Source organism: Novosphingobium olei, assembly GCF_037076535.1.
Classification (GTDB): Bacteria; Pseudomonadota; Alphaproteobacteria; order Sphingomonadales; family Sphingomonadaceae; genus Novosphingobium; species Novosphingobium olei.
In genome coordinates, this window is the sequence record NZ_AP029021.1 from 2468880 (window position 1) to 2490848 (window position 21969).

Sequence of the window (21969 nt, forward strand, 5' to 3'; positions counted from 1 at the left end):
CCCAGCCTGAGGCGTTAACGTGGTCCGAGCTTAGTCTGTTAAAGCCGGAAGATGCCTAAGCCGGTAGCAACGTCCTCTTTGGTTTGCTCCGTGACCCCGCGCCCACGCTGAGCTCCTGCTCTAAGGATATCCATTACCGTATCAGGGTCTCGAGCCAGAGTTGCTCGCCGCTCCCGTATTGGAGCGATTGCAGCCTGCAGAATTCCCGTAAGACGCCGTTTGAGAACCATGTCCCCAAGGCCACCACGCCGATACTGCGACTTCAGATCAGCCACCGCGTCAATGTCCGGGTCGAAAGCATCAAGGTAGGTGAAAACGGCATTGCCCTCGACACGCCCGGGATCAGCCGCACGAAGGTGATCGGGGTCAGTATACATGCGCTGCACGGCCGATGCGATTTCCTCGTCACTGGCAGATAGAGGAACCGCGTTTCCCTGTGATTTACTCATCTTCGCCTTGCCATCGACGCCCGGAAGTCGACCGATCGGCGGGATCAGTGCTTGCGCCTCCGGTAGCAGTGCGTGACCGATCTGCCGGTTGATGCGGCGAACGAGCTCGTTGGTCTGCTCGATGAGAGGGACCTGATCCTCCCCTACAGGCACCACGGTAGCCCTGAAGGCGGTGATGTCAGCTGCCTGCGCTGCCGCATAACACAGGAAACCAGCCGGAATATCTCGGCCAAAACCTCGAGCCTGAATCTCCTCCTTGATGGTCGGATTACGCTCCAGACGAGCGACCGTCACAAAGTTAAGGTAGAGCAAACTTAGCTCGGCCAAGGCAGGCAGCGCAGATTGCAGGCAAATTGTAGAAAGGTCCGGATCTATCCCGACGGCCAGATAGTCAAGGGCGACTTCGAGGACATTGCGACGTACTTTGCCAGGATCGTCGGCATTGTCCGACAACGCCTGCGTATCAGCAATCAGCACGTATTGCTGATGGGTGTGCTGCAATTCAACCCGCGTGCGAAGCGAACCGACATAATGGCCCAGATGCAGCGGACCGGTGGGACGATCACCGGTGAGTATTACAGGTCGCGAAGCAGGCGACATCGACAAATTCTCCAAGAGATTGCCGCTGCTGTCGATGGATTGGGAAACTGAGAACCTAGCCGCCGATAGCAGCGGCTTGGGTCATAGAAATATGACAGGCCGCGCTTACGTCGCGGGCCACCAGCGTTGAAAAGAAGTGGAAAGCCGGTTGGTCATGAGCACGCCTTAGCAGCTTTGTGATAACCCGCCAACCAGATTGGCAGACAGATCCTGCGGCGTTGATGCCCCGCGATCGCGCACCAAATGCCTTAAATGTCTTGACGAGCGAAAAGTCCGGGGCCCCTCGCGGAGCCCCGGTCCCTCTCAGCGCAGGCGATAGCTTCCGGATACACCGATCATCCGGGGCCTTCCTGCAAACCGGATGGCTGCATCGGGCCCATTGAACGCAACGTTGTTCCAGTAGTATGCGTTACCCAGATTGCGCGCAAAGACGCTGATACGCCAACTGTCATCGTTGGCATGGATGCCAGCACGCAAGTCCACCAAAGTGTACTGCTTCACGTCGAACAATGGCTCTTGACCCAACGCCGAATTCGTTCGGCTCTGGTAGGTTGCACCAGCCCCGACGAACACGTTCACGCTTTCGCTGACCGGTGTGTCGTACTGTATATCACCTGAGAGCTGCCACGCTGGCGTCAACGGGAAGGGATCCCCGCTCATCGCAATCTGCCGCCCAAGTGGTGTGAAGTTGCTGAAGTTTCCGAGAATCTTGGAGCCAACATACGTGCCACCAGCACTGATGTTGAGCCCGTCAACCGGCTCCCAGGTAAGCTGTAACTCTGCACCAGCAATGCGGGACTTTGGAATGTTGATCAGTCGGTTCAAGCCGCCGAGCACAGGATCGATAACGCGACCTCTGATCTGCTTGTCCTTGTAGTCATAGTAAAATGCTGCGCCATTGAGCTGCATGGTGCGACCGAAAAGGCCGAGCTTGAAGCCAGCTTCGTAAGCTACGACGGACTCCTGCGTCGCAGGCTGTAGCTGGGCAGCGAAAGTGGCGCCTGTCGTGATGAACACGCCATTCTTGTAGCCCTTGCTCACCGTCGCATACAGCAGGTGACGCGGCGTAACCTGCCAGTTCAGCCCGACCTTCCAGGAGAGATTGCGCTCGTTGAGGTCTGACACAAACACCTCGGGCTTGAAGGTCTTCGTGCTCAACGTGACGCACGCACCCGGAGCAATGGTGGTCGGTGTGCCACTCAACCGGGTAGACGTTGCTGAAACCACTGCTGCAAGGTCACCCGCACCGGAGTCATAGAGACAGCCGGTATAACCGCGATCCTGCCAGGAATAACGAAGACCTCCGTTCAGAGTAAGACCAGACGCCAATTCCCAGTCGACGTTGCCGAATACCGCATAGCTATCAACCTTGTTGGCACCGATCGCCGACGCAATGTCAAAGGGGAAGCTCGAAGTTACCGCATGCGGCTGGAAGACATCATAGGTGTCATCGTGCTGGTAATTTCCACCGATCATCCAGTTGACCGCGGAGCCAGCTTTGCCAGCAATGCGAAGTTCCTGGGAGAAGGTTTTGATCGAGCCAAAGTTTGCGGCAGCAAAGTTCTGCACCGGTGTGCCATCGGCGTCGACATAGGTATCACGCCGCATCTTCTCATACGCGGTTATGGACGTGAGGGTCAGATCATCGGCTACCTCATAGTCGCCCCGAACCGCGATCTGCCAAAAATCGTCATTCGTATAAAAGTTCGTTCCGGCATCCCAATCCGCAATCCGGGCGTTCCCAACAGTGGGACGTTGGGCACGCATTTCAGCAGGAGCGCGGCCTGAGATAAGACCGACGAATTGCCCTGCTTGCGGATCCGACTTGTCGCGCCAGCCATTCAGGTTGAACGACAGCTTCAACCGATCGGAAGCATCCCAATCAAGAAGCAACCTTGCCTGGACTCGATCTGTTTTGCCGAAGGTATCGCCGGGCCGCGATGCGCTCTGTTGCCAATCACCCCCATATTCCTTTCGCGCAGCAATGCGCGCGCGAAGGGTGCTGCTGATCGGACCACTGACGAATCCACTGGCTTCCACTTGGCTGTACTGTGCCACTGTGACATCAAGACCCGCCTCAAGCTGATCCGTGGGTCGGGCCGCAATGTAGTTGACCGCGCCGCCAGTCGAGTTTTGACCAAAAAGCGTCCCCTGCGGCCCCTTGAGGACTTCAACACGCTGCATGTCGAGAGCAGCACCTTGCGTCATGACCGAGTAAGGAAGTGGAACTTCGTCAACGTACACAGATACCGTCGGCGAAGCTGCAAGACTGGTCTCGTTGAAGCCAATGCCACGCAGAGTGAATACTGGCGAACCGTAGGCACTACGCGTGTAGTTGAATCCTGGCACGGCTTTCACCAGCTGATCGACACCAGTGATCCCTTTTTGTGCAAGCGTATCTCCAGTAAATGCCGAAATCGACATCCCCACGTTGTTACTGGTTTCCTTGCGCTTGCGCGCAGTGACGACGATGTCACCAACGCCAAGTTCGACCTCATTCTCAGCAGAAGTCCCTGTCGAATCAACCGACTGCGGTTCAGCTTGTGCAAAGGCAATTTGAGGCGCGAGGAGCGCAGGCAGACAGACGCCCAGCCACACTCGCGAAGTATGATTTTTCATGATTTTCTCCCCAATTCGAGACGTCGTTCCTCCTACGGAGACGCCAGAAATATATTTTTCTTTTCAATTAACTTATCGGCGAGCATCGCCACGTCAAGCACCAAACCGTTGCGGAATTTGCAGCTTTCCTTGAATGCTCGAGCAACCGCACCAATCGTCATTTTGATTGCATATTACGGTATATTTCATCTATATCATGGGCAGTCAAGCCTGCGTTTGCGTTAAAAAACGTGCCGGAGCCGGGCTTCTCGAAGGCGCTGAAAATGCGCACCAACTGAAAGTTGACGGGGAGAAATTCCGTGAGATCAAATACATCGCGGGCGAGTGGGAGTGCCTGGCTGACTGTCTTGATATGTATGGTCGCCTACATATTCTCTTTCATCGACAGGCAGATAATGACCTTACTGGTCGATCCAATTAAAGCTGATCTGAATATCAATGACACGCAGTTTGGCCTTTTGCATGGCCTGGCCTTCGCGCTGTTCTATGCGACGATGGGCCTCCCGATCGCCAGTTTAGCTGACCGCAAATCGAGGCCTTTGATCATCGCGGCTGGGATCGCCTTCTGGAGCTTTGCGACGGCTGCGTGCGGATTCGCAAAAAGCTTCCTGCATCTTTTCATCGCCAGAATTGGTGTTGGCGCTGGCGAGGCCGCCCTCTCTCCCGCAACCTATTCACTCATCAGTGACCTCTTCCCCCCTCACCAGCTCGGGCGGGCCATTGCGGTCTACTCACTAGGATCTTTCCTCGGCGCCGGCTTGGCCTTCCTTGTCGGCGGTTCAGTCGTTGCATTTGTCGATCAGGCACAGACTACAGTTCTTCTTGGACACACGTTCTCCGGATGGCAGCTCACGTTCTTCATCGTCGGCATACCCGGTATCCTGCTTGCAGCATGCGTTCTCGCTCTGGTGAAAGAGCCGTGGGACGGCGACCGCGTGCAGTCGCAGGAAATTTCACCCACAATGCTCGATGTGTTCAAGTTCCTGATTCTCGAACGCTCTATCTTTGCCCGCCATTTCATCGGCTTCACCCTCGCCGCAATGTCACTCTACGCCCTGCTATCATGGTCAGCCGCGTTCTTCATGCGATGCTATGACCTCACTCCGGGCGAGAGTGGCTTCCGCCTTGGACTAATTGTTACGGCATTTTCTGGTGCAGGCGTGCTGTCGTGCGGTTGGCTAATGGACCAGTTGCAGCGCCGAAACATCGCTGCCCCCCCATTCGTGACAGGTGTGATCGGCGCCTTTGGCACGGCTGTGCCTGTGGCCGCACTTATCACCGAGCCATCGCTTGATGTGGCAACCGCCTTGATGGCTATGGCCTTCTTTTTCAGCACATATGCAATGCCTCCATCAACTGCCGTGATGCAAGTCATCGCGCCCAAGAATATGCGCTCGAGGGTCTCTTCGATCTTCCTCGCCGTCAATGCATTGCTTGGCATGGGACTAAGCAGCGCACTTGTTGGCTTCGGCAATGATAGACTCTTTGAAGGGCAGTATGCGACCGGCAAGTCCTTGGCCATGGTCGTGGCCTTATCAGCACTTGCCGCAATTCCAATCCTGTGGAGCGCTGTCAGGCCTTACGCTGATCGAGTCGCCAGCAAGACCAGTTGAGCATGGAAATTCGGGACAAGGCTTATTCACCTTGTCCCGATCCTGCGTGAGCGTGAGTGAATAGCGAGTAGCGGGCCGCGGTGGTCGACGTTCGGAGTTCAATCGAAGCAAACTATACAGTCTAGCCTGCCAGGCTACGCGTGATGTTTCGAAGCAGCTTGTTCAGGGTCGAAACGTCCTTTGGAGACAGTTCCTCAAAGGCACGACGATAAATGCGATTGGCGATCTTCCAAGCACTGTCCCCCGCTTCAGCCCCTTTAGGGGTAAGCTGCACAACAGTAACCCGTCCGTCAGTATGGCTCTGGCGGCATTCCACGAGATCATCAGCTTGCATACGCTGGATGATTTTTGTCATCGTCGGCAGCTTAACGATCGCATGATCGGCAATCTCGCTCACGCTCAACGCTTCCTTGCCGCGCAGCGTCATGAGTACGCGCCAACGCGCGACATCAAGACCGATCGGCTTGAGGCCCCTTTCCATTTCGTGCTGATAACGTCCGGCAAACCGCGTCAGCCAGTAGAAGGGCCAGTCCTCCATATCGAACTTGGACTGATCATCCCGATCAACTGGGCTGGCACCCTGCACCACAGCATCCTCACTTTGCTCAGGCGGCCCCGAAAATACAGGGTAGCTCTCATGAACGAGGACCTACGCCGGTTGCGCTGCAAAGCCAACTATGATGCGCAATTTATTTGACGATTCTCGTATTTTTATCTTGTTTTATGCCCCATTGGGCATGGTGTCAGATCAGATGCGTCAGTGGGCACATCTGAACGCACTTCGAAGGTCAGGCCGCCGCCCCTTCATCTCGTTCTGAACGACGGCGACGAACCACTGTACATTCGATTTTCCCACGATCGCCGAAGACCGCACTGCATCGGAGACCCGGTTGGACGACGTGAATTCCTGTGATCGCGCCGGTGGATACAAATTGCCCGTCTTTGAGGGGGCGACCCAAAAAATCGGCTTGCGAGACAGCGAACTCAAAAGCGGCCATCACCCCACCAGGCAGATCGATCGCACTTCGGGTGACGGTTTCCCAGCCTGCAATGCGCGTTGTACACACAAGCCTCTCAGGCTGAAGCAAGCGTTCCTTCGGAACGCCGGATCCGATCAATAGGCCCGCATTGTTCCCGAAGTCTGCAACGGTAGCCAATGAACCGAGGCTGGGCAGTAGCTTCACTGGACTACCTGCAATCTCAATTCCCGTATAAAGCCGAGAAACTCGCGGCGCCCCATTCTTCCACTCAACAACAGCAACGTATTCAGCCTCGAGAGCTCCAAATCCGCCATCGAAAACAGGGAACGGCACCAGCCGGCCAACTGGAACGTCAAAAATGCTTCGGTTGAAGATTGGACCGATGAAACGGTCTACGCCAAACTTGTCCGCCAGGTCAGGACTGAGACGTCCGACCTTCCATCCAGCGAGGTCGTCGTCCCATAAATCAATCGCGGCAGATTGGATCGCATAAGCTTCTTCTAGCGTTTGCGGCAAAGGGCCGGGGAATTGGTCAAGCGCAGTCGCTTCCCGCCGAGCTCTGACCAATAATTCGGCAGTTGCTTGAGCATCGTTGGGATACGACATCAGGCCGCCTCCGGGATTGCCAACCGATGATATCTACGACCAAAGTGCATCAGACCGGACTGCGCGGGGCCGAACCGTATTTCCTCAACGTGACATACGAACACGCTATGAGTCCCGGTCTCGCTTATCGTATCCACGCGGCAGCCTAAACTGCACAGGGCTCCAACCAAGGCGGGAGTGCCGTTTTCCATTTCCTCCCACGCCGCCATCCCGAAGCGCTCGCTTGCTTCAAGGCGTCGGCTGGCGAAATTGTTCGAAAGCTCTTCATGTTCGCCACCAAGGACGTTGATACAAAGCTTGCGATTGGCGCGAAGGACCCCATGCATTTGACCACTGCGATTAACGGACAGTAGAACTGCGGCGGGGTCATCCGATAGTCTACAAACAGCCGATGCCGTGATCCCATGCCTGCCGGCAGCACCATCTGTGGTAATGATGTTCACCGCAGCGCCAAGGCGCCACATCGCGTCTCTGAACTTTTCGCTATCTGTCACGAGAATGTCTCCCCGTTTCCGACAGCACGCTTATCGGCTGTCAGTCCAAATTTTCGTAATCAGCTGGCGGGCGCTCGCTCTTAGCGCATGAGCAAGCCGCCGTTGATGTCCCAGGTTGCGCCGTTAGCAAAGAATGCCTCTTCGCTCGCGAGATGAACGGCGGTCGCTGCTACATAATCAAGCGAGCCCAGTCTGCCCACCGGAATACCAGCCACGATACCTGTGAGCTTATCCTCAGGCACCAGATCGCGAACCACATCACTATCCAAGGGGCCAGGAGCTATCGCGTTAACTGTCACTCCAAAGGGTCCCAAGTCTCGTGCAAAGACCTTAGTCAACGTGAGAACCCCACCCTTTGACGTCGCATAATGCGCGCCAGTTGCGGTTCCTCCATTCTGACCGGCCAAAGAGGCTATGTTCACAATGCGGCCATGTTTGCGCTCTTTGAAATAGCGCCCGAGGACCTGACAGCCCACGAACGTTCCTCGCAGATTGACCTGCAACACCCGGTCAAACTCATCAGCATCGATTTCCAGGACTGGCTTTACAGCTGTAACGACAGCGTTGTTGACCAGCACCTCTACCGATCCCCAATGCTCCACAATTCTGGAAAGAGCGTCACGAAACTGCTGAGGATCACGAACATCCAAAGCATGACCGAGGACCGTTTCACCGGCAGGATCAAGCCTGGTCGCTACTGACTGGGCAGCCTCTGCAGAAAGGTCTGTGACAGCAACCCTATAGCCAGCACCGTGGAATGCCGCTGCGAGAGACGCGCCAAGACCCTGCCCTGCGCCCGTGATCAGAACTACACGCGGCTTCACAGGAGATACCCAATGCCGAATTGGTAATCTTCAGCGTTGATCAGAGTGACAACCTTCTCTTCAATCAGAAGGCTACCGCCCTCCCCTCGGACAAGCTTGTACTGCAAATCTGCCGGTAAAAAGCGCATGTGCCCATACTTGTATTCAGCCAACATCTGAGCCGCGCGGACACAAACGTAATCCTGCCCAGAACCTGTCACGACAAGGCGAGACACAGTGCGAACGGTGCGAGCCGGGGGGGCAGACGACATCGAAAAACCCGACATAAGCCTCTTTACCCGCGCTTCGCGCATCTCCTGATCGTCGTAGACGATGTTGAGCACGTCAGCGAAGTCTGACGGGTTGCGCTCCGTAGGAATTATGTACTTGCCCGATGCAGCCCACAGCTTGAGCCATGGCTTGTATTCGAGCCTGTCGAGGAGGTCAGCTTCTGACCAAATCAGGGTTGCTGCTTCAGCGAGGGTCGGCGCACTTAAGGCACCGCGATCTGCGCCCAAGGGTTGCTCGATAAGCGGGCTCATGCTGCCATCATCCTCTTCCACATCTGGTAAGCTGCACGCATTCCGGTCTCTGCGCTTACGTCGCCCGCATTATGCGACGGGTCGGAGACACCCTCAGGCGCGTCGACTCCTCGATTGAGCATGATCCAGAGGTCAGATCCTGCTGCCGAACCTCGCTGCACCCGTTCCCAACCTTCAGCGTCGTCAGGCGTGCCAAAACCCATTGGCCCCTGGAAATGCTCATGTAGCCGCAACCGCATGCGATTTGCTGCCGCTGGCCCTCCATTCATACCAAGAGCCACATGCGTTATCTCTGTCTCGTCGACACTGACCGGCCGCAGCACCCGGAAGAAAGCCATCGAGCACGCAACGTTGGGAAAAAGATTCAGGTTGAACCCTGCCCCACCAACTGCGCGCACAATCTTACGCACAGCGGCTTCGTTATGACCTTCCTGGCGAAGCTCCTTGGCGAGGTCTGCAAATCGGTCAGGAATTGGGGCGTCGGCGTTCTGATCCAGGTCGACAAGATCAGGGATCATAACCATGACCGAATGACCGTTACCGAGATCTTCGATCCAACCTCCTTGCCCCAGAACGTCAAAGACGTTCTCTGTTTCTGCATCGAGGGAATCCAGGAAGGTCTTGTGAACTATCGGAAAATGATAGGCGTCCGTCGTGTTTTCGAGCTGAATCTTCCAGTTCCCCGGGAAGCGGAAACGATGCTCACCGAGCGTCTTGACGCCATAGTCGGCGCCCTGCTTCATGAACAAATCGATCCATTTCCGTGCGGGGCCAAGGAAGTCCACCAGAGGTTCGATATCGCTCTTGAAGGTGGCGAAGATCATCCCGTTGTATGTTTCGGTGCGAAGCGAAACGAGAGGGAATTCACTTGTGTCGAAATCAGCAGGATAGCCCGCGGCGTGAGGCACCTTGCGAAGCCGGCCGTCGGGATCGTAGCTCCATCCGTGATAGGGACAAACAAAAACGCTCGCTTTGCCCTTCGACTTTTCGCAAACGCTGGCGGCGCGGTGCCGGCAACGATTTAGCAGCACGTGAAGCTTGTGCTCGCGATCACGCGTTACGATCACAGGCTCCCTGCCGACCCACGAGGTCTTGAACGTATTCTTTCCGGGCAAGTCGCTTTCGTGCGCGACCCACACCCATGTGTTCTTGAAGACGCGATCCATTTCCTCTTCGAACAGAGTGGGATCGCGATACAGCGAGGTATGAACCCGATCCTCGCGCACAAGATGGGAGAAATCCTTTTTCATTTCTCGGTATCCTCGTTCTCGAGCGTTATTGTCGATGCCGTCGGCACGGAAATTGCGGTGTCGTCGTTCCAGGGGCCGACCGCCCGGGAGAAAATTGCCTGCGTGACGAAACGAGTGATCCGCCAGGAACCATCACGCACAGCGAATTCAAGGTTTAGCGAGGCGCTTCGAAAATCAGACTTACCGTCATGGTAGGTCGACACCTGAAGCATCTGCCAGCTCGCCATAGCCGTCCGGTCATCAAGAATGACTATGTCTTCACTCGTCAGGTAGTGGGCATTCAGGATGAAGTGACCAGACGTGGCGTAGCTTCCAAGCATCGCCAGAATGGCATCGCGCCCTTCATGACGCCCGAAGGCCTCCTCATAGCGCCCCTTCCCTTCCCAGACGGCATCTTGTGCGAACAGATCACCCAACTCGTCCATCTGGGTTGTTGGACCGAGCGCATCGCAGAGCCGGAAATACCTCGTAGCAACGGCTCGGACCGCATTGTTGGCCTCCAGGCGGGCTAAGCGGGCTGCGATGGACCTGGATGGGTCAGGCCCCTCCTGCTCACAAGCCGGCCCAACCTCCCTGATCATGACGGGATGACCAGTTCACGACCGATCCGGGCCTCCACACGCATGTACTTCCACAAGCGATGCTCGCCGACCTCGATGGTGCGGAAAAAGTTGCATGCCGAGACCACAGTCTTCCGGCTGTCCACGTCAGCCAGAATGTAAAAGGTCCAGGGCCAGCCATTAGGTGACGTGCCGACCATCGTCTCGTCATCGTCGAGCGTCCCCAGTATCTGAACGCCCGGCAGGTCACGGATGCCCTGAAGCATGGCACCAGTCGCCTGCCAGACCTTCCCGATCTCAGACGCAGGGAGGTCGAAGAAGTTCTGGAGTACGGCCCCGCAAAACAACACACGAAGCGGCTTGTCTTGATTGTCGGACATTTGTTGTATGACCTTCTGTTATCAGGGGAAACCGGGGCCAGCCTCGCGGCCAAGCAACACTTTTCCGGCGTTTTGCCAGGTGCCATCAGCAAGAAATGCGTGCTGCGGGACGATCATCGAGTCATGCAGGTAACGAGAGATCGGGCCACCTGCCGCAATGCCTGTCGTCCCAGCGAGGCGATAAACCGTTCTAGTAATGTCCGCCGAGACGTGTGCGGCATTGGTTGCCGCCAGTCTCAGCATGGACTTGGTTTCGACATCCAGCTCATTTCCCGCTGCGATACACGCATAGGCCTGGTCGGTAACTTCGAAGAAAAAGGCCCGTGCCGAACGAAGGGTGGCTTCGGCACGGGCGAGGTCCGTTTGGACGTATGCTCGATCGGCCAGGGTGGGAGCCCCGGTAATCGAAGTACGTCCTCCGGCTAGGGTCACGAAATAATCTAGCGAGGCTCTCGCAACGCCAAGGCCAACAACGGCCAGCACCTGCGCCGCCAAAGCCATTGAAGGATAACGGTGAAGCGGGACGTCAAGGCTCGAAGGGCCACCACGGACAAAGGTCCACTCCTCTGGCACCACAACCTTGTCCACGACCATGTCGTAGCTGCCAGTGCCCTGAAGGCCGATGACATTCCAATCTTGTTCAATCTTGACCTTTGACGCTGGCATTACCGCGATCAGGGGGAGTCCTCCGGGTCCAGCTTGACCATCGAGCTTGATCCCCACGCCGATGTAGTCGGCGCCCATGCAGCCCGAACCCCAGCCCCAACGACCTGAGACCTCGAGGCCGCCAGCTACTGGCACGGCAGTTTGTGGAGGAAAAATCCCGCCTGCAAAAACGACGTCAGGGCCGTTTTCGTACATCTCCTCGAGAGTTTCGAGCGGAAGCGCGCTGAGATAAACAGCAGAAAAGCCGAAACTGGCAACCCAGCCTGCCGAACCGTCAGCTTCGCTTATCCGCTCTATCAGTCGCAGGAAGTCGGATGGTGACATTTCATCACCGCCGAAGCGCTTTGCGACCATAGCCCGATAAACGCCGGCCTGCTTCATCAGATCAACGACGTCCGCGCTGATGTGAGTATTCGAAGCAAACTCTTCGTGTCGTGCGCGCACTTCTGCCAACAGACGCTGAAGCGCCGCCGGTCGCTCGTCGACCGGACGTTCCTTAGCTAGAATCATCGGGTTGCTTCCTTTCGATTGTCACTTCTGGCCAAGGAGCGCTCAAGTCGTCTCGCGAACGCGCAAACCACTTCGTCCTCTCCGTGGCGCCCTATGACCTGTATTCCGATGGGAGCATTGCCATCGGTAATTACGGGCACCGTAATCGCGGGGTGACCACTCAGATTGAATGGTCTCACAAGAGCCGTCATCCGCAGCGCTGCACCAGCATCACCCGCATCAGCCAAAGCCAACGGGAAACAAGGCATCGTCGGCGTGACGATCACATCAAATCGATCTAGCAGTGCGTCCACCTCCTGCCGGAACAGGATACGGACTCTTTCCGCTTCGCTTATTTCTCGCTGCCCAATGGTAGCTGCCGCTGCCAGCCTGCGCGCGACATCCTCGCCCAGCATCCCGGACGCAAGAAGATGGCCATATGCAGCAAAAGTCTCATGCCCGATCAAAGCCAGATTAGCTGTGTGGGCCAACTCAAGGTAGCGCAGGTCAGCGCTGAGATCTTCTTCGCTGAAAGAGGCCAATGCACGATCAAACATCGACATCACGTCGGGGTCGACGAACCCCGGCCTTATAACCGCAAACGACAAATCTTCGTTCTCAACACCGGTATACCCTGGCGCAATAATGGCCATGGCCTGTTCAATCTGGGCCACGGTGCGCGCAAGCGGTCCGATGCAATCGAGCGTTGAATCCTGTGGCGATGCTCCTTTACGGCTTACTCGCCCGAACGTTGGTTTAAGCCCGACGATTCCGCAGCATGCTGCAGGTGTGCGGATAGACCCGCCAGTGTCCGTCCCAATCGCGAAATCAACCAGACCTTCTGCAACGGCAACAGCCGAACCGCTTGAAGAGCCACCAGGGACAAGGTGCGGGTAGAGTGGATTGCGGGGAGATCCTGTAAAGAGATTCTGCCCCGTCACACCAAAGGCAAGCTCGTGCAGATTAGCCTTTCCAACAATGCGACAGCCGCCCAACAGCAGGGCATCAACCACGTCCGCATTGCGAAGCGCTGGGGCTGCTGTCGCAAGCGCGGGACTTCCAGCGACGGTTGGGTAGCCGGCAATGTCGATACAGTCCTTCACGACGACGGCTAGCTCACCGTCGCCAAGATTCAGACTGCGGAAAAGGGCTGCGTGTTTCGACATGACGTCGGATTACGGGAAAATTACGTGAATAGTCAAGTGAATTTGCAACCAAACTTTAGGTCGTTGTTTTGCAGGAGATTCTTGAGGATCTGGAGCCGGCCGACGCGTGGTCGCGGCTTGCAAATCTTGGTGGAGAAGACTGTTTGTTTCGGCGTTTGCGCCGAACGTGACCGTGCAAAAGGTTGTTTAATGCGGAATGCGCACAGAGCGCATCGGCCCATGGACGGCGTCTGCCAAAATTGCTACGCGGCCAAGCGCGGAGCGTAGGTTAAGTCCTACGCGCAATTTGGATCAGAAAACCCAGGGGCCACCAACCCCGGAACGATCTGTAAATCAGCCGAACATAGTTTCCAGCTTTATTCGAACCGCATGAGCAGCAGAGGTCGCCCCGATCTTACCCATCATCTTCATCCGATGAATTTCGACGGTTCGTGGGCTGATATCCATCTCGCGAGCCATCTCTTTGTTGGAAAGGCCCATGATCATCATGTCGAGCACCTGGCTCTCACGATCAGAAAGGCGAAGCAGAATAGATTTGGAGACCGCTTGGCGGTTACGCATTTCAGCTACTGCCGCAGCCTCGCGACCGCACTGCTGAAGCTTTTCGTTGAGTGTGGCCAATGACATCTCGCCAACGAAAAAATCGACGGCACCTGCTCGCATTCCAGCGACGATCCTTGTGGCGTCGACAACCTCGCCAAATCCCACAACGGGCAACCAATGCCCAATTTCAGACAGAGCATTGCAGGTTATGACGGCACCATTTTCGCCGGATTCGTGCACCAGTATAAGGCCACTCTTGGGACGGTGCTTTACGATTTCTGCGACATCGCTGTAAACTTCAGCGTGATGACCGGCCGCGAATATCAGGCGAGCCATCGATGCTCTTTCCTGCGGGGAATTGGCTAATACATGAACTGTGAAGCGGCTTCCTTCATCCTGGTTGGCCCCGATCTTCCACCTCGTAATCGCAACGACAGAGTCTGTTCTTCTTGACTTCGCAGGTGCTTCAAATTTTTCCGGCCACTGTTGAAAGTCTCTCTGCCCCATAACTCTGCCTTACCTCCCATACCCTATTCACAAACGATAAGTTCATTCCCTCGTCTTGAGTGGCATTTGACAGGCTCCGATTTTTCGCTGCCGTGTCTACTACGAATTTTTACGTATGGGCCGCGCTTGAAGACCCGTGGGCACGCACGCGTCGATCTCTTTCGGTCCCGAGAGCGCTTCGCTGTGAGCGGACATAAATTTGCAGGAAGTTGGAGGATGCACAGGCCTGCATAAAATGACTTGCGGCACCCCTGTCTCATCTCAGTAACCACCAATAGTCATGATACCCGTAAGGTATTGTGCATGCCATATTAGATCATTCTTGGAATAACCCGGAAAGGCTAAGGTGAGCGTATCGACCTACTAGATACGAAACATCCACATGACATCGAAGATCTTCGCCTCTCCCCGCGCAGCACTCGAAGGCGTGCTGTTTGATGGGATGACCATCATGTCCGGTGGCTTCGGCCTCTCGGGCAACCCTGAAAGCCTGATCCCTGAAATCCGCGATTCTGGAGTGAGCGGCCTTACCGTTGTTTCAAACAACGCCGGGGCGGACGGGTTCGGCTTGTGGATGCTGCTCAAGACGCGCCAGATCAGGCGGATGATTGCCTCTTACGTAGGCGACAACAAGCTTTTCGAAGAGCAGTATCTTTCGGGCGAGCTTGACCTTGAACTCAACCCACAAGGCACGCTGGCCGAGCGCATTCGTGCAGGCGGCGCGGGCATCCCGGCCTTCTACACCCGCACCGGCGTTGGCACCGTTGTAGCCGACGGCAAGCCGACGGAGATCTTCGAAGGCGAGGAATACGTGCGCGAGACTTGGCTACGCGCGGACCTTGCGATCATCAAGGCGTGGCGGGCCGATCCGTCAGGCAACCTGATGTTCCGCCGAACCGCGCGCAACTTCAACCCGGTCATGGCCACAGCCGCCAAGGTCACCGTTGTGGAAGTCGAGGAGATCGTGCCGGTCGGCACCTTCGATCCCGACTGCATCCATACTCCGGGGATCTATGTCGACCGCATCGTGCTCTCGACCATCAACGAAAAGCGCATCGAGAAGCTGACCACCCGCCCGCGCACGGAGGCCGCCCAATGAGCTGGAACCGCGATGAAATGGCCGCCCGCGCCGCCAAGGAATTGCGCGATGGTTACTACGTCAACCTCGGCATTGGCATCCCCACACTGGTGGCCAACCAAGTGCCGCCGGGCATAAGTGTCACGCTGCAGTCCGAGAACGGCATGCTCGGCATCGGCCCCTTCCCATTTGAAGGCGAGGCTGACCCTGACCTGATCAACGCAGGCAAGCAGACCGTCACTGCCCTGCCCGACAGCAGCTTCTTTTCCAGCGCCGACAGCTTTGCGATGATCCGCGGCGGCCATATCGACATGGCCGTGCTGGGCGCGATGGAAGTGGCAGCCAATGGCGATCTCGCCAACTGGACCATTCCTGGCAAGATGGTGAAAGGCATGGGCGGCGCGATGGATCTCGTGGCCGGGGTCAAGCGCATCGTCGTGGTCATGGATCATTGCGCAAAGAACGGTGCACCCAAGATCCTTCCAGAATGCACGCTGCCTTTGACAGGGCGAGGCGTCGTAGACCTGATCGTAACCGATCTAGGTGTGATCGAGGTGCACAAGCAGGAAGGACTTAGTCTCGTCGAATGCGCGCCCGGCGTCAGTGTTGATGAGATCGTCAGCAAGACCGGCGCTCCCTTGAAAGTAGCGGCATGACTGAAGCTTTCGTTTGCGACGCGGTCCGCACACCGATTGGGCGCCTGAACGGCAGTCTGTCTGGCATTCGCGCCGATGATCTTGCCGCCCTGCCGTTACGCGCTTTGATGGACCGCAATCGCGATGTCGATTGGGCCGCGCTCGACGAGGTGGTGCTTGGCTGTGCCAATCAAGCCGGCGAAGACAATCGCAACCTTGCGCGCATGGCCACCCTCCTCGCTGGTCTACCCGACACCGTACCGGGAGCGACGATCAATCGCTTATGCGGATCTGGCATGAACGCCGTTGGCATTGCTGCACAGGCAATTCGGAGTGGCGATGCGGATCTCCTGGTTGCTGGGGGGGCGGAAAGCATGACGCGGGCGCCCTACGTGCTCGGCAAGGCGGGCGGCGCTTTCGGGCGGGACCAGAAGATCGAGGACACCACCCTTGGCTGGCGCTTCATCAATCCTGCCATGAAGAAGGCCTATGGTGTCGACACCATGCCGCAAACGGCCGAGAATGTAGCTAAGGACTGGGCTGTAACACGCGAGGCTCAGGACCGTTTTGCCCTCTCCAGCCAGGAGAAGACCGCCGTAGCCCAGACCAGCGGGCGGCTTGCCCGCGAAATCGTCCCTGTCGTTGTTGCCTCGGGTAAAGGCGAAGCTAGGCTTTTTGACAAAGACGAACATCCCCGAACCACGACGATTGAAGCCCTTGCCTCCCTTCGACCAGTAGTGAACCTCGAAGGAACGGTTACTGCTGGAAATGCCTCGGGTCTAAACGACGGCGCGGCCGCAATGATAGTCGCCAGTGAAGATGCCGCCAATCGAAATGGCCTCATGCCCCGCGCCCGCATTGTCGGCATGGCCTCGGCAGGTGTAGCTCCGCGTGTCATGGGGATCGGTCCAGTTGATGCCGCCCGACGTCTCCTTAAGCGCACTGGGTTTGCCATGTCCCAGATGGATGTGATCGAGCTCAACGAAGCGTTCGCCGCACAGGCAATCCCAGTGCTGCGAGAACTAGATACTGATCCGTTTGACCCACGTGTCAATCCAAATGGGGGAGCCATCGCCTTGGGTCATCCGCTCGGCATGTCAGGCGCGAGGCTTGTACAGACTTCCGTCGAGGAACTCCACGTGACCGGCGGACACCTAGCGCTTGCGATGATGTGTGTCGGCGTTGGCCAAGGCATCGCCATTCTCCTGGAGCGCGTTTGAGATGGAAGTCGAGAACATCACGATCACTACAGATGATGGCATGAGGCTCGCCGTCGAATGTCGTGGCCCGAAGTATGCCCCCGCACTCCTTCTGTCGAATTCGCTCGGTACGACAATGGCGATGTGGGACCAGCAAGTTGAAGCTTTCGCATCCCGGTATCGTCTCGTCCGCTATGACGGTCGCGGACAGGGTGGTTCCGACATCCCGGTCGGATCTAGCTCGATGGATCGGCTTGGTCGCGACGCCCTGGCAGTGCTCGATGGGCTTGGCATCAACCGCGCACACTTTTGCGGCCTTTCGATGGGCGGCATGGTTGGACAATGGCTCGCCGTAAGAGCCCCCGACCGTCTGCTTCGGTTGGTGCTTGCGAATACTTCTGCTTGCATGGCGCCACCCTCGGCGTGGCAGCAGCGGATCGAAGGTGTCCTCGCCAATGGAACTGCACCTTTGGCCGAAGCCTCGCTCGCACGCTGGTTTACGCCCGATTTCCTGGGGAAGCAGACGGCACGCGCTGACTGGATCAGGCAGATGCTGCTGGACAACGATCCTGATGGATATGCATCATGCTGCGCAGCAATTCGCGACATGGATCAGCGCCCCACCGCGAAGCTCAATGCAGTTTCCACATTGGTCATAGCGGGAGAGTCTGATCCGGCAACGTCCGTCGCCGATGCCGCTTTCCTTGTAAACGCTGCTGCTGATGCTCGCCTGGTGACACTTCCCGCGGCCCATCTCTCGAACGTAGAATGCCCTGAAGCGTTTGCCAGTGCTGTGCTCACGCACCTTTCTGGTGTGTAGGCCAAGTCTCTCTACCCGCTGCGCGAAAAGCCTTTGCTGCGGCACTGTTGTCTCCAACCCGCTGGCTCAGGATAACCGGGGACATTGCACCGGCGCCTTCAAGACGGCGATAGACGATGCTGCCGTGGCGCGTCTGGCTTAGTGCCTCGGGGACGATTGCAAGCCCTTCACCGATCGCAACCAGACCCAGCGCCGTCTGCACTTCGCGGACTTCGCGCACTGCTGCGGGGATTACTGCGTTTCGGGCCAAGAGCGTAAGAATCTGATCGGCGTATGAGGGCCGGGGCTGGCTCGGATAGACAATTATCCGCGCCCCTTCGAGCGTCGTGACTGGAACTGCACTTTCTCCTGCAGCGAGGGGAGATTCCGCAGGGATCGCGAGCATCAGCGGCTCTTCAAAAAGCACCTCACGAACGATCGCCGGATCATCGAGGCCAAGCCGTCCCAAGCCGGCATCTATGCGACCGGTTTTTAGAGCAGCGACCTGCTCAAGCGTGATCATCTCGACCAGTTCGACCTCAACATCAGGCATCATCGTGCGAAAGCCGCGGATCATCTTGGGCATGTCCCCGTGAAGGATCGAGCCGACAACCCCCACAGCAAAGCGTGGCCGACGGGCCTGCTTCCATCGCCTTATGGTCGGCTTGATCTGATCAAGTGCTGCCACCACCGGTGCTGCTTGTTCGAACAGAAGTCGCCCCGCGTCGGTTAACTGCACCGGCCGCGTCGAGCGTTCGAACAAATCCACGCCTAGCTCGATCTCGAGGTCGCGTATCTGACGGCTCAACGGCGGCTGGGAAACACCCAAGTAATCTGCTGCACGGGTAAATCCGCGCTGCTCGATCACAGCGAGGAAGTATCGCAAGTGGCGAATTTCCACGTTACCGGCTCCGATACCTATGAAGTATGATTGATGCTGGACTAGTCTTTCCAATGCATGAAGGCAACGTGTAGTTGTCGCCATTATGTCCTCAATGCCCCGCACCCAGATCGCCTCGATCGACACTGTCATCATCGACCTGCCAACGATCCGCCCTCATGTTCTGGCCATGGCAACGATGCACCGCCAGACGCTGTGTATCGTCAAAATCCTTTGCTCTGATGGTGTGACCGGCATCGGCGAGGCGACAACGATTGGCGGACTTGCCTACGGTCCTGAGAGCCCGGAAACCATCAAGTGCGCGATCGACAGCTACTTCGCGCCATTGCTCCAAGGACTGGATGCGACCCGGCCAAGTGCGGCAATGGCTCTGCTGTCTCGCCATGCCGTCGGCAATCACTTTGCCAAATGCGCGATAGAAACGGCACTGCTCGATGCACAGGGCAAGCGGCTTGGCCTGCCTGTCAGCGAGCTGATCGGTGGGCGCCGAACCGAACGACTCCCGGTGCTCTGGACGCTTGCCAGCGGCGACACGGCGCGAGACATCGCAGAAGCTGAGGAAATGCTCGACACCCGGCGCCACAATGCGTTCAAGCTCAAGATCGGCAAGCGCCCAGTCGAGCAGGATGTCGCTCATGTCGGGGCAATCAAGGCTTCACTTGGCGGCCGCGCCTCGGTGCGGGTTGATGTCAACATGGCGTGGGACGAGCCAACGGCAATGCGCGGGCTAGCCATGCTCGCCGATGTAGGCTGCGACCTAGTCGAACAACCGATCATTAGACATAACCGTGAGGGGATGGCACGGCTGGTTCGTCATGGGTTGGTGCCGATCATGGCAGACGAGAGCCTAACCGGACCAGCCAGCGCAATGGATTTTGCCCGGGCTGGCGCAGCTGATGTCTTCGCGGTCAAAATCGAACAATCTGGCGGTCTCGATGCAGCACGTGCTGTTGCGCAGATCGGTGATGCTGCAGGGATCGGGCTTTACGGCGGCACTATGCTTGAAGGTGCTATCGGGACGATTGCCTCAGCCCATGCATTTGCCACATTCCCGTCCTTGAAATGGGGCACTGAACTGTTCGGACCGCTACTCCTCACTGAGGAGATCCTGGAGAAGCCGCTACGTTACAGCGACTTCTCGCTTGAAGTGCCAGACGGACCTGGCCTCGGCATTTCGCTAGACGATGATCGTGTCACCTATTTCCGGCGTGACCGCACCACCACCCAATTCGCCCTGCAAGGAGCCTGACCGATGCTGTTCCAGGTTGAGATGACCGTGAACATTCCGCTCGATTTCGACAAGGCTGAAGCGGAGCGGATCAAGGCCGTCGAAAAGGCCTATAGTCAGGATCTGCAGCGCAGCGGGGAATGGCGACATATCTGGAGGGTGGCTGGACTCTACGCCAACGTTTCGATCTTCGACGTCTCCAGCAACGAGCGGCTGCATGAGATCCTGATGGGTCTGCCACTTTATCCATTCATGACGATCAAGGTGACGCCGCTGTGCCGCCACCCATCCTCCATTCGCGAAGACGATCGCTGAACCTACAAGATATCGGGAGTAACGAGATGCCTGCCAATTTTGCCAGCACCGAAGCTGTCCAGAAACTGCTCGACCGCGCCAGCGGACTTGACGCGGACGGTGGCGATCCGCGCCTCAAGGCGATCATGCGTGATCTGCTGCAGGCAACAGCGGACATTATCGTCAAGCACGACATCAGCGAGAGCGAATTCTGGCAGGCGGCGAAGTACCTAGCCGATGGTGCAGGCGAGATCGGCCTGATCATCCCCGGTATCGGCCTCGAGCACTTCCTTGATCTCTACATGGACGCAAAGGATGCCGAAGCAGGCCTGACCGGTGGCACGCCTCGCACCATTGAAGGCCCGCTCTACGTTGCAGGTGCCCCGCTTGTCGATGGCACCACGGAGGTTGACCTCACCTCCGACCCTGACGACACCGACACTCTCCGCATGACAGGCACCGTCACCGGTCCGGACGGTGAGCCGGTCAAGGGGGCCATCCTTCACGTATGGCACGCCAATAGCCAAGGGTGGTACTCGCATTTCGATCCCACGCGCGACCAAACGCCATTCAACAATCGCCGCCGCATCAAGCTGCCTGCCGACGGACGCTATGCTTTCCGTTCGAAGATGCCGCATGGCTATTCCGTGCCGCCAGGAGGCGCCACCGACCTGCTGATGAAAGCATTGGGCCGTCACGGTAACCGTCCAGCGCACGTACATTTCTTCGTGGAAGCGCCGGGCTATCGCACCCTGACCACGCAAATCAATTTTGGTGATGATCCGTTCGCCGCTGACGATTTCGCCTTTGGGACACGCGACGGGCTGCTGCCGGTCCCAAGCCGCGAAGGCGACACGGCGCATATTGCCTTCGACTTCCAACTACAGCGCTCGCGCGCGATGGAAGAAGAGGGCTTCTCGGCAAGGCGCAGGACCGAGGCCTGAGCCACTCGAGGGCGGCTGGAGTAAGCCACAGTGGGCGGCAAGGATCGCTGACTGGATCGTTGTCAGATCCTCGGGCGAAGCGATGACCGCAGGCCCTGCGGCAACTCGCGATCGCTGCAGCCGGGTGAGCAGATCGAGATCATTGTCCAGGCGGCGCCGCTCGGCGCTGTCTAAGGCGATCTTGATCTTCGACAGCAGCTTCTCAAGTGCTTCGGTGTTGGCGGTGCCTTCAATGCGTCCGGCTTTAACCACGGCCTGGAGGGCGGCGACTTCGGCAGCGTTTGGCCTCGCATAAGCCCGACCCGGGCTATCCTTGATCCTGAACCGTTTGATGCGGCCATCAAACCGTTTCTTCCAAGTCGAAATGAATGAGTATGACGTTGCGCAGACGCTCAGCAGTTCTACGGTTCACCTCGAACAATGCAGCCATCTCATCGAGCGACAACCCTTCGATGCTTTGCGTCAACGCATGCACCAGTTTTAGTGTGCGATCGAGATTACTGGGGCGCTTGGTCATTCGGCCTACTGCTAACTGCATGCCCGACAAGAGCAAGTCCGATCAGGCCCAGCCCCCGCATCGCACGACCATTATTGTCGCACTCGCATGTGAAGGCTCCGCCTGGA

At 57.4% G+C, this 21969-nt stretch carries 23 protein-coding genes; 8 read left to right on the plus strand and 15 right to left on the minus strand.

Annotation, left to right across the window (positions count from 1 at the left end):
- Positions 1–38: 38 nt before the first annotated feature.
- Both trpS and AACH40_RS11575 read right to left on the minus strand, forming a co-directional pair.
- Entirely contained in the window at positions 39–1049 is a 1011-nt protein-coding gene (gene trpS, locus AACH40_RS11570) for a tryptophan--tRNA ligase (RefSeq protein WP_338642546.1), read from the minus strand.
- 303 nt (positions 1050–1352) lie between these two features.
- Positions 1353–3668 carry a TonB-dependent receptor gene (locus AACH40_RS11575; protein ID WP_338642547.1) on the minus strand — a complete coding sequence of 772 codons (2316 nt, stop codon included), beginning with the start codon at positions 3666–3668 and terminating at the stop codon, positions 1353–1355.
- Positions 3669–4024: 356 nt separating this feature from the next.
- Between AACH40_RS11575 and AACH40_RS11580 the strand changes: the two genes are divergently transcribed.
- A complete protein-coding gene (locus AACH40_RS11580; protein WP_338642548.1) occupies positions 4025–5281 on the plus strand; it encodes an MFS transporter in 1257 nt (418 codons plus the stop codon).
- Between the two features lie 121 nt (positions 5282–5402).
- Here AACH40_RS11580 and AACH40_RS11585 read toward each other — a convergent pair whose 3' ends face one another.
- The 11 genes from AACH40_RS11585 to AACH40_RS11635 all read right to left on the minus strand — a co-directional run bounded on the left by AACH40_RS11585 (position 5403) and on the right by AACH40_RS11635 (position 14267).
- Complete coding sequence (locus AACH40_RS11585) at positions 5403–5867, minus strand: MarR family transcriptional regulator (RefSeq protein WP_338642549.1); 465 nt, start codon at positions 5865–5867, stop codon at positions 5403–5405.
- A gap of 202 nt (positions 5868–6069) precedes the next feature.
- The gene (locus AACH40_RS11590; protein ID WP_338642550.1) at positions 6070–6867 is read right to left on the minus strand and encodes a 2-keto-4-pentenoate hydratase; all 798 of its coding nucleotides are present in this window, start codon (positions 6865–6867) and stop codon (positions 6070–6072) included.
- Positions 6867–7361, minus strand: coding sequence for a flavin reductase (locus AACH40_RS11595; protein ID WP_338642551.1), 495 nt, complete (start codon positions 7359–7361; stop codon positions 6867–6869). Before AACH40_RS11595 ends, AACH40_RS11590 begins: the two co-directional genes overlap by 1 nt.
- A gap of 80 nt (positions 7362–7441) precedes the next feature.
- Complete coding sequence (locus AACH40_RS11600; protein ID WP_338642552.1) at positions 7442–8185, minus strand: SDR family NAD(P)-dependent oxidoreductase; 744 nt, start codon at positions 8183–8185, stop codon at positions 7442–7444.
- Positions 8182–8706, minus strand: coding sequence for an aromatic-ring-hydroxylating dioxygenase subunit beta (locus AACH40_RS11605; protein WP_338642554.1), 525 nt, complete (start codon positions 8704–8706; stop codon positions 8182–8184). Before AACH40_RS11605 ends, AACH40_RS11600 begins: the two co-directional genes overlap by 4 nt.
- Positions 8703–9956 (minus strand): aromatic ring-hydroxylating oxygenase subunit alpha, encoded by a 1254-nt coding sequence (locus tag AACH40_RS11610; protein WP_338642556.1) that lies wholly within the window; start codon positions 9954–9956, stop codon positions 8703–8705. The genes AACH40_RS11605 and AACH40_RS11610 overlap by 4 nt, the downstream gene beginning before the upstream one ends.
- Positions 9953–10537, minus strand: a complete 585-nt coding sequence (locus AACH40_RS11615; RefSeq protein WP_338642557.1) for a nuclear transport factor 2 family protein — start codon at positions 10535–10537, stop codon at positions 9953–9955. Before AACH40_RS11615 ends, AACH40_RS11610 begins: the two co-directional genes overlap by 4 nt.
- The gene (locus tag AACH40_RS11620) at positions 10534–10896 is read right to left on the minus strand and encodes a hypothetical protein (RefSeq protein ID WP_338642558.1); all 363 of its coding nucleotides are present in this window, start codon (positions 10894–10896) and stop codon (positions 10534–10536) included. The genes AACH40_RS11615 and AACH40_RS11620 overlap by 4 nt, the downstream gene beginning before the upstream one ends.
- A 21-nt stretch (positions 10897–10917) precedes the next feature.
- A complete protein-coding gene (locus AACH40_RS11625) occupies positions 10918–12072 on the minus strand; it encodes an acyl-CoA dehydrogenase family protein (RefSeq protein WP_338642559.1) in 1155 nt (384 codons plus the stop codon).
- Positions 12069–13217: an amidase gene (locus AACH40_RS11630; RefSeq protein ID WP_338642560.1), complete on the minus strand. Its 1149-nt coding sequence runs from the start codon at positions 13215–13217 to the stop codon at positions 12069–12071. Before AACH40_RS11630 ends, AACH40_RS11625 begins: the two co-directional genes overlap by 4 nt.
- Positions 13218–13550: 333 nt before the next feature.
- Positions 13551–14267 carry a response regulator transcription factor gene (locus AACH40_RS11635; protein WP_338642561.1) on the minus strand — a complete coding sequence of 239 codons (717 nt, stop codon included), beginning with the start codon at positions 14265–14267 and terminating at the stop codon, positions 13551–13553.
- Between the two features lie 382 nt (positions 14268–14649).
- Between AACH40_RS11635 and AACH40_RS11640 the strand changes: the two genes are divergently transcribed.
- From AACH40_RS11640 to pcaD, 4 genes are read left to right on the plus strand one after another with little or no spacing between them, the layout of a single operon-like run.
- Complete coding sequence (locus tag AACH40_RS11640) at positions 14650–15366, plus strand: CoA transferase subunit A (protein ID WP_338642562.1); 717 nt, start codon at positions 14650–14652, stop codon at positions 15364–15366.
- Entirely contained in the window at positions 15363–16001 is a 639-nt protein-coding gene (locus AACH40_RS11645; RefSeq protein ID WP_338642563.1) for a 3-oxoacid CoA-transferase subunit B, read from the plus strand. The genes AACH40_RS11640 and AACH40_RS11645 overlap by 4 nt, the downstream gene beginning before the upstream one ends.
- The gene (gene pcaF / locus AACH40_RS11650; RefSeq protein ID WP_338642564.1) at positions 15998–17200 is read left to right on the plus strand and encodes a 3-oxoadipyl-CoA thiolase; all 1203 of its coding nucleotides are present in this window, start codon (positions 15998–16000) and stop codon (positions 17198–17200) included. The genes AACH40_RS11645 and pcaF overlap by 4 nt, the downstream gene beginning before the upstream one ends.
- Position 17201: 1 nt before the next feature.
- Complete coding sequence (gene pcaD / locus AACH40_RS11655; protein ID WP_338642565.1) at positions 17202–17999, plus strand: 3-oxoadipate enol-lactonase; 798 nt, start codon at positions 17202–17204, stop codon at positions 17997–17999.
- Here pcaD and AACH40_RS11660 read toward each other — a convergent pair.
- Positions 17977–18879: a LysR family transcriptional regulator gene (locus AACH40_RS11660; RefSeq protein ID WP_338642566.1), complete on the minus strand. Its 903-nt coding sequence runs from the start codon at positions 18877–18879 to the stop codon at positions 17977–17979. The two genes, pcaD and AACH40_RS11660, sit on opposite strands and share 23 nt — an antisense overlap.
- A gap of 94 nt (positions 18880–18973) precedes the next feature.
- Between AACH40_RS11660 and AACH40_RS11665 the strand changes: the two genes are divergently transcribed.
- Genes AACH40_RS11665 through AACH40_RS11675 form a run of 3 tightly spaced genes read left to right on the plus strand, consistent with a single transcriptional unit; the run spans position 18974 to position 21345 of the window.
- Positions 18974–20128 carry a muconate cycloisomerase family protein gene (locus tag AACH40_RS11665; protein ID WP_422394853.1) on the plus strand — a complete coding sequence of 385 codons (1155 nt, stop codon included), beginning with the start codon at positions 18974–18976 and terminating at the stop codon, positions 20126–20128.
- 3 nt (positions 20129–20131) lie between these two features.
- Positions 20132–20422 (plus strand): muconolactone Delta-isomerase, encoded by a 291-nt coding sequence (gene catC / locus AACH40_RS11670; RefSeq protein WP_338642568.1) that lies wholly within the window; start codon positions 20132–20134, stop codon positions 20420–20422.
- A 26-nt stretch (positions 20423–20448) separates the two neighbouring features.
- Positions 20449–21345: a dioxygenase gene (locus AACH40_RS11675; protein ID WP_338642569.1), complete on the plus strand. Its 897-nt coding sequence runs from the start codon at positions 20449–20451 to the stop codon at positions 21343–21345.
- Between the two features lie 340 nt (positions 21346–21685).
- Here the strand turns inward: AACH40_RS11675 and AACH40_RS11680 are convergent, their stop codons facing one another.
- Positions 21686–21862, minus strand: a complete 177-nt coding sequence (locus AACH40_RS11680) for a hypothetical protein (protein WP_338642570.1) — start codon at positions 21860–21862, stop codon at positions 21686–21688.
- Positions 21863–21969: the final 107 nt, after the last annotated feature.

Bases quoted from the DNA above. Each gene is read 5' to 3' on its own strand.
- trpS (WP_338642546.1), bottom strand. From the start codon at position 1,049: ATGTCGCCTGCTTCGCGACCTGTAATACTCACCGGTGATCGTCCCACC.
- AACH40_RS11575 (WP_338642547.1), bottom strand. From the start codon at position 3,668: ATGAAAAATCATACTTCGCGAGTGTGGCTGGGCGTCTGTCTGCCTGCG.
- AACH40_RS11580 (WP_338642548.1), top strand. From the start codon at position 4,025: ATGGTCGCCTACATATTCTCTTTCATCGACAGGCAGATAATGACCTTA.
- AACH40_RS11590 (WP_338642550.1), bottom strand. From the start codon at position 6,867: ATGTCGTATCCCAACGATGCTCAAGCAACTGCCGAATTATTGGTCAGA.
- AACH40_RS11605 (WP_338642554.1), bottom strand. From the start codon at position 8,706: ATGAGCCCGCTTATCGAGCAACCCTTGGGCGCAGATCGCGGTGCCTTA.
- AACH40_RS11610 (WP_338642556.1), bottom strand. From the start codon at position 9,956: ATGAAAAAGGATTTCTCCCATCTTGTGCGCGAGGATCGGGTTCATACC.
- AACH40_RS11615 (WP_338642557.1), bottom strand. From the start codon at position 10,537: ATGATCAGGGAGGTTGGGCCGGCTTGTGAGCAGGAGGGGCCTGACCCA.
- AACH40_RS11620 (WP_338642558.1), bottom strand. From the start codon at position 10,896: ATGTCCGACAATCAAGACAAGCCGCTTCGTGTGTTGTTTTGCGGGGCC.
- AACH40_RS11625 (WP_338642559.1), bottom strand. From the start codon at position 12,072: ATGATTCTAGCTAAGGAACGTCCGGTCGACGAGCGACCGGCGGCGCTT.
- AACH40_RS11630 (WP_338642560.1), bottom strand. From the start codon at position 13,217: ATGTCGAAACACGCAGCCCTTTTCCGCAGTCTGAATCTTGGCGACGGT.
- AACH40_RS11635 (WP_338642561.1), bottom strand. From the start codon at position 14,267: ATGGGGCAGAGAGACTTTCAACAGTGGCCGGAAAAATTTGAAGCACCT.
- AACH40_RS11640 (WP_338642562.1), top strand. From the start codon at position 14,650: ATGACATCGAAGATCTTCGCCTCTCCCCGCGCAGCACTCGAAGGCGTG.
- AACH40_RS11645 (WP_338642563.1), top strand. From the start codon at position 15,363: ATGAGCTGGAACCGCGATGAAATGGCCGCCCGCGCCGCCAAGGAATTG.
- pcaF (WP_338642564.1), top strand. From the start codon at position 15,998: ATGACTGAAGCTTTCGTTTGCGACGCGGTCCGCACACCGATTGGGCGC.
- pcaD (WP_338642565.1), top strand. From the start codon at position 17,202: ATGGAAGTCGAGAACATCACGATCACTACAGATGATGGCATGAGGCTC.
- AACH40_RS11665 (WP_422394853.1), top strand. From the start codon at position 18,974: ATGCCCCGCACCCAGATCGCCTCGATCGACACTGTCATCATCGACCTG.
- catC (WP_338642568.1), top strand. From the start codon at position 20,132: ATGCTGTTCCAGGTTGAGATGACCGTGAACATTCCGCTCGATTTCGAC.
- AACH40_RS11675 (WP_338642569.1), top strand. From the start codon at position 20,449: ATGCCTGCCAATTTTGCCAGCACCGAAGCTGTCCAGAAACTGCTCGAC.
- AACH40_RS11680 (WP_338642570.1), bottom strand. From the start codon at position 21,862: ATGACCAAGCGCCCCAGTAATCTCGATCGCACACTAAAACTGGTGCAT.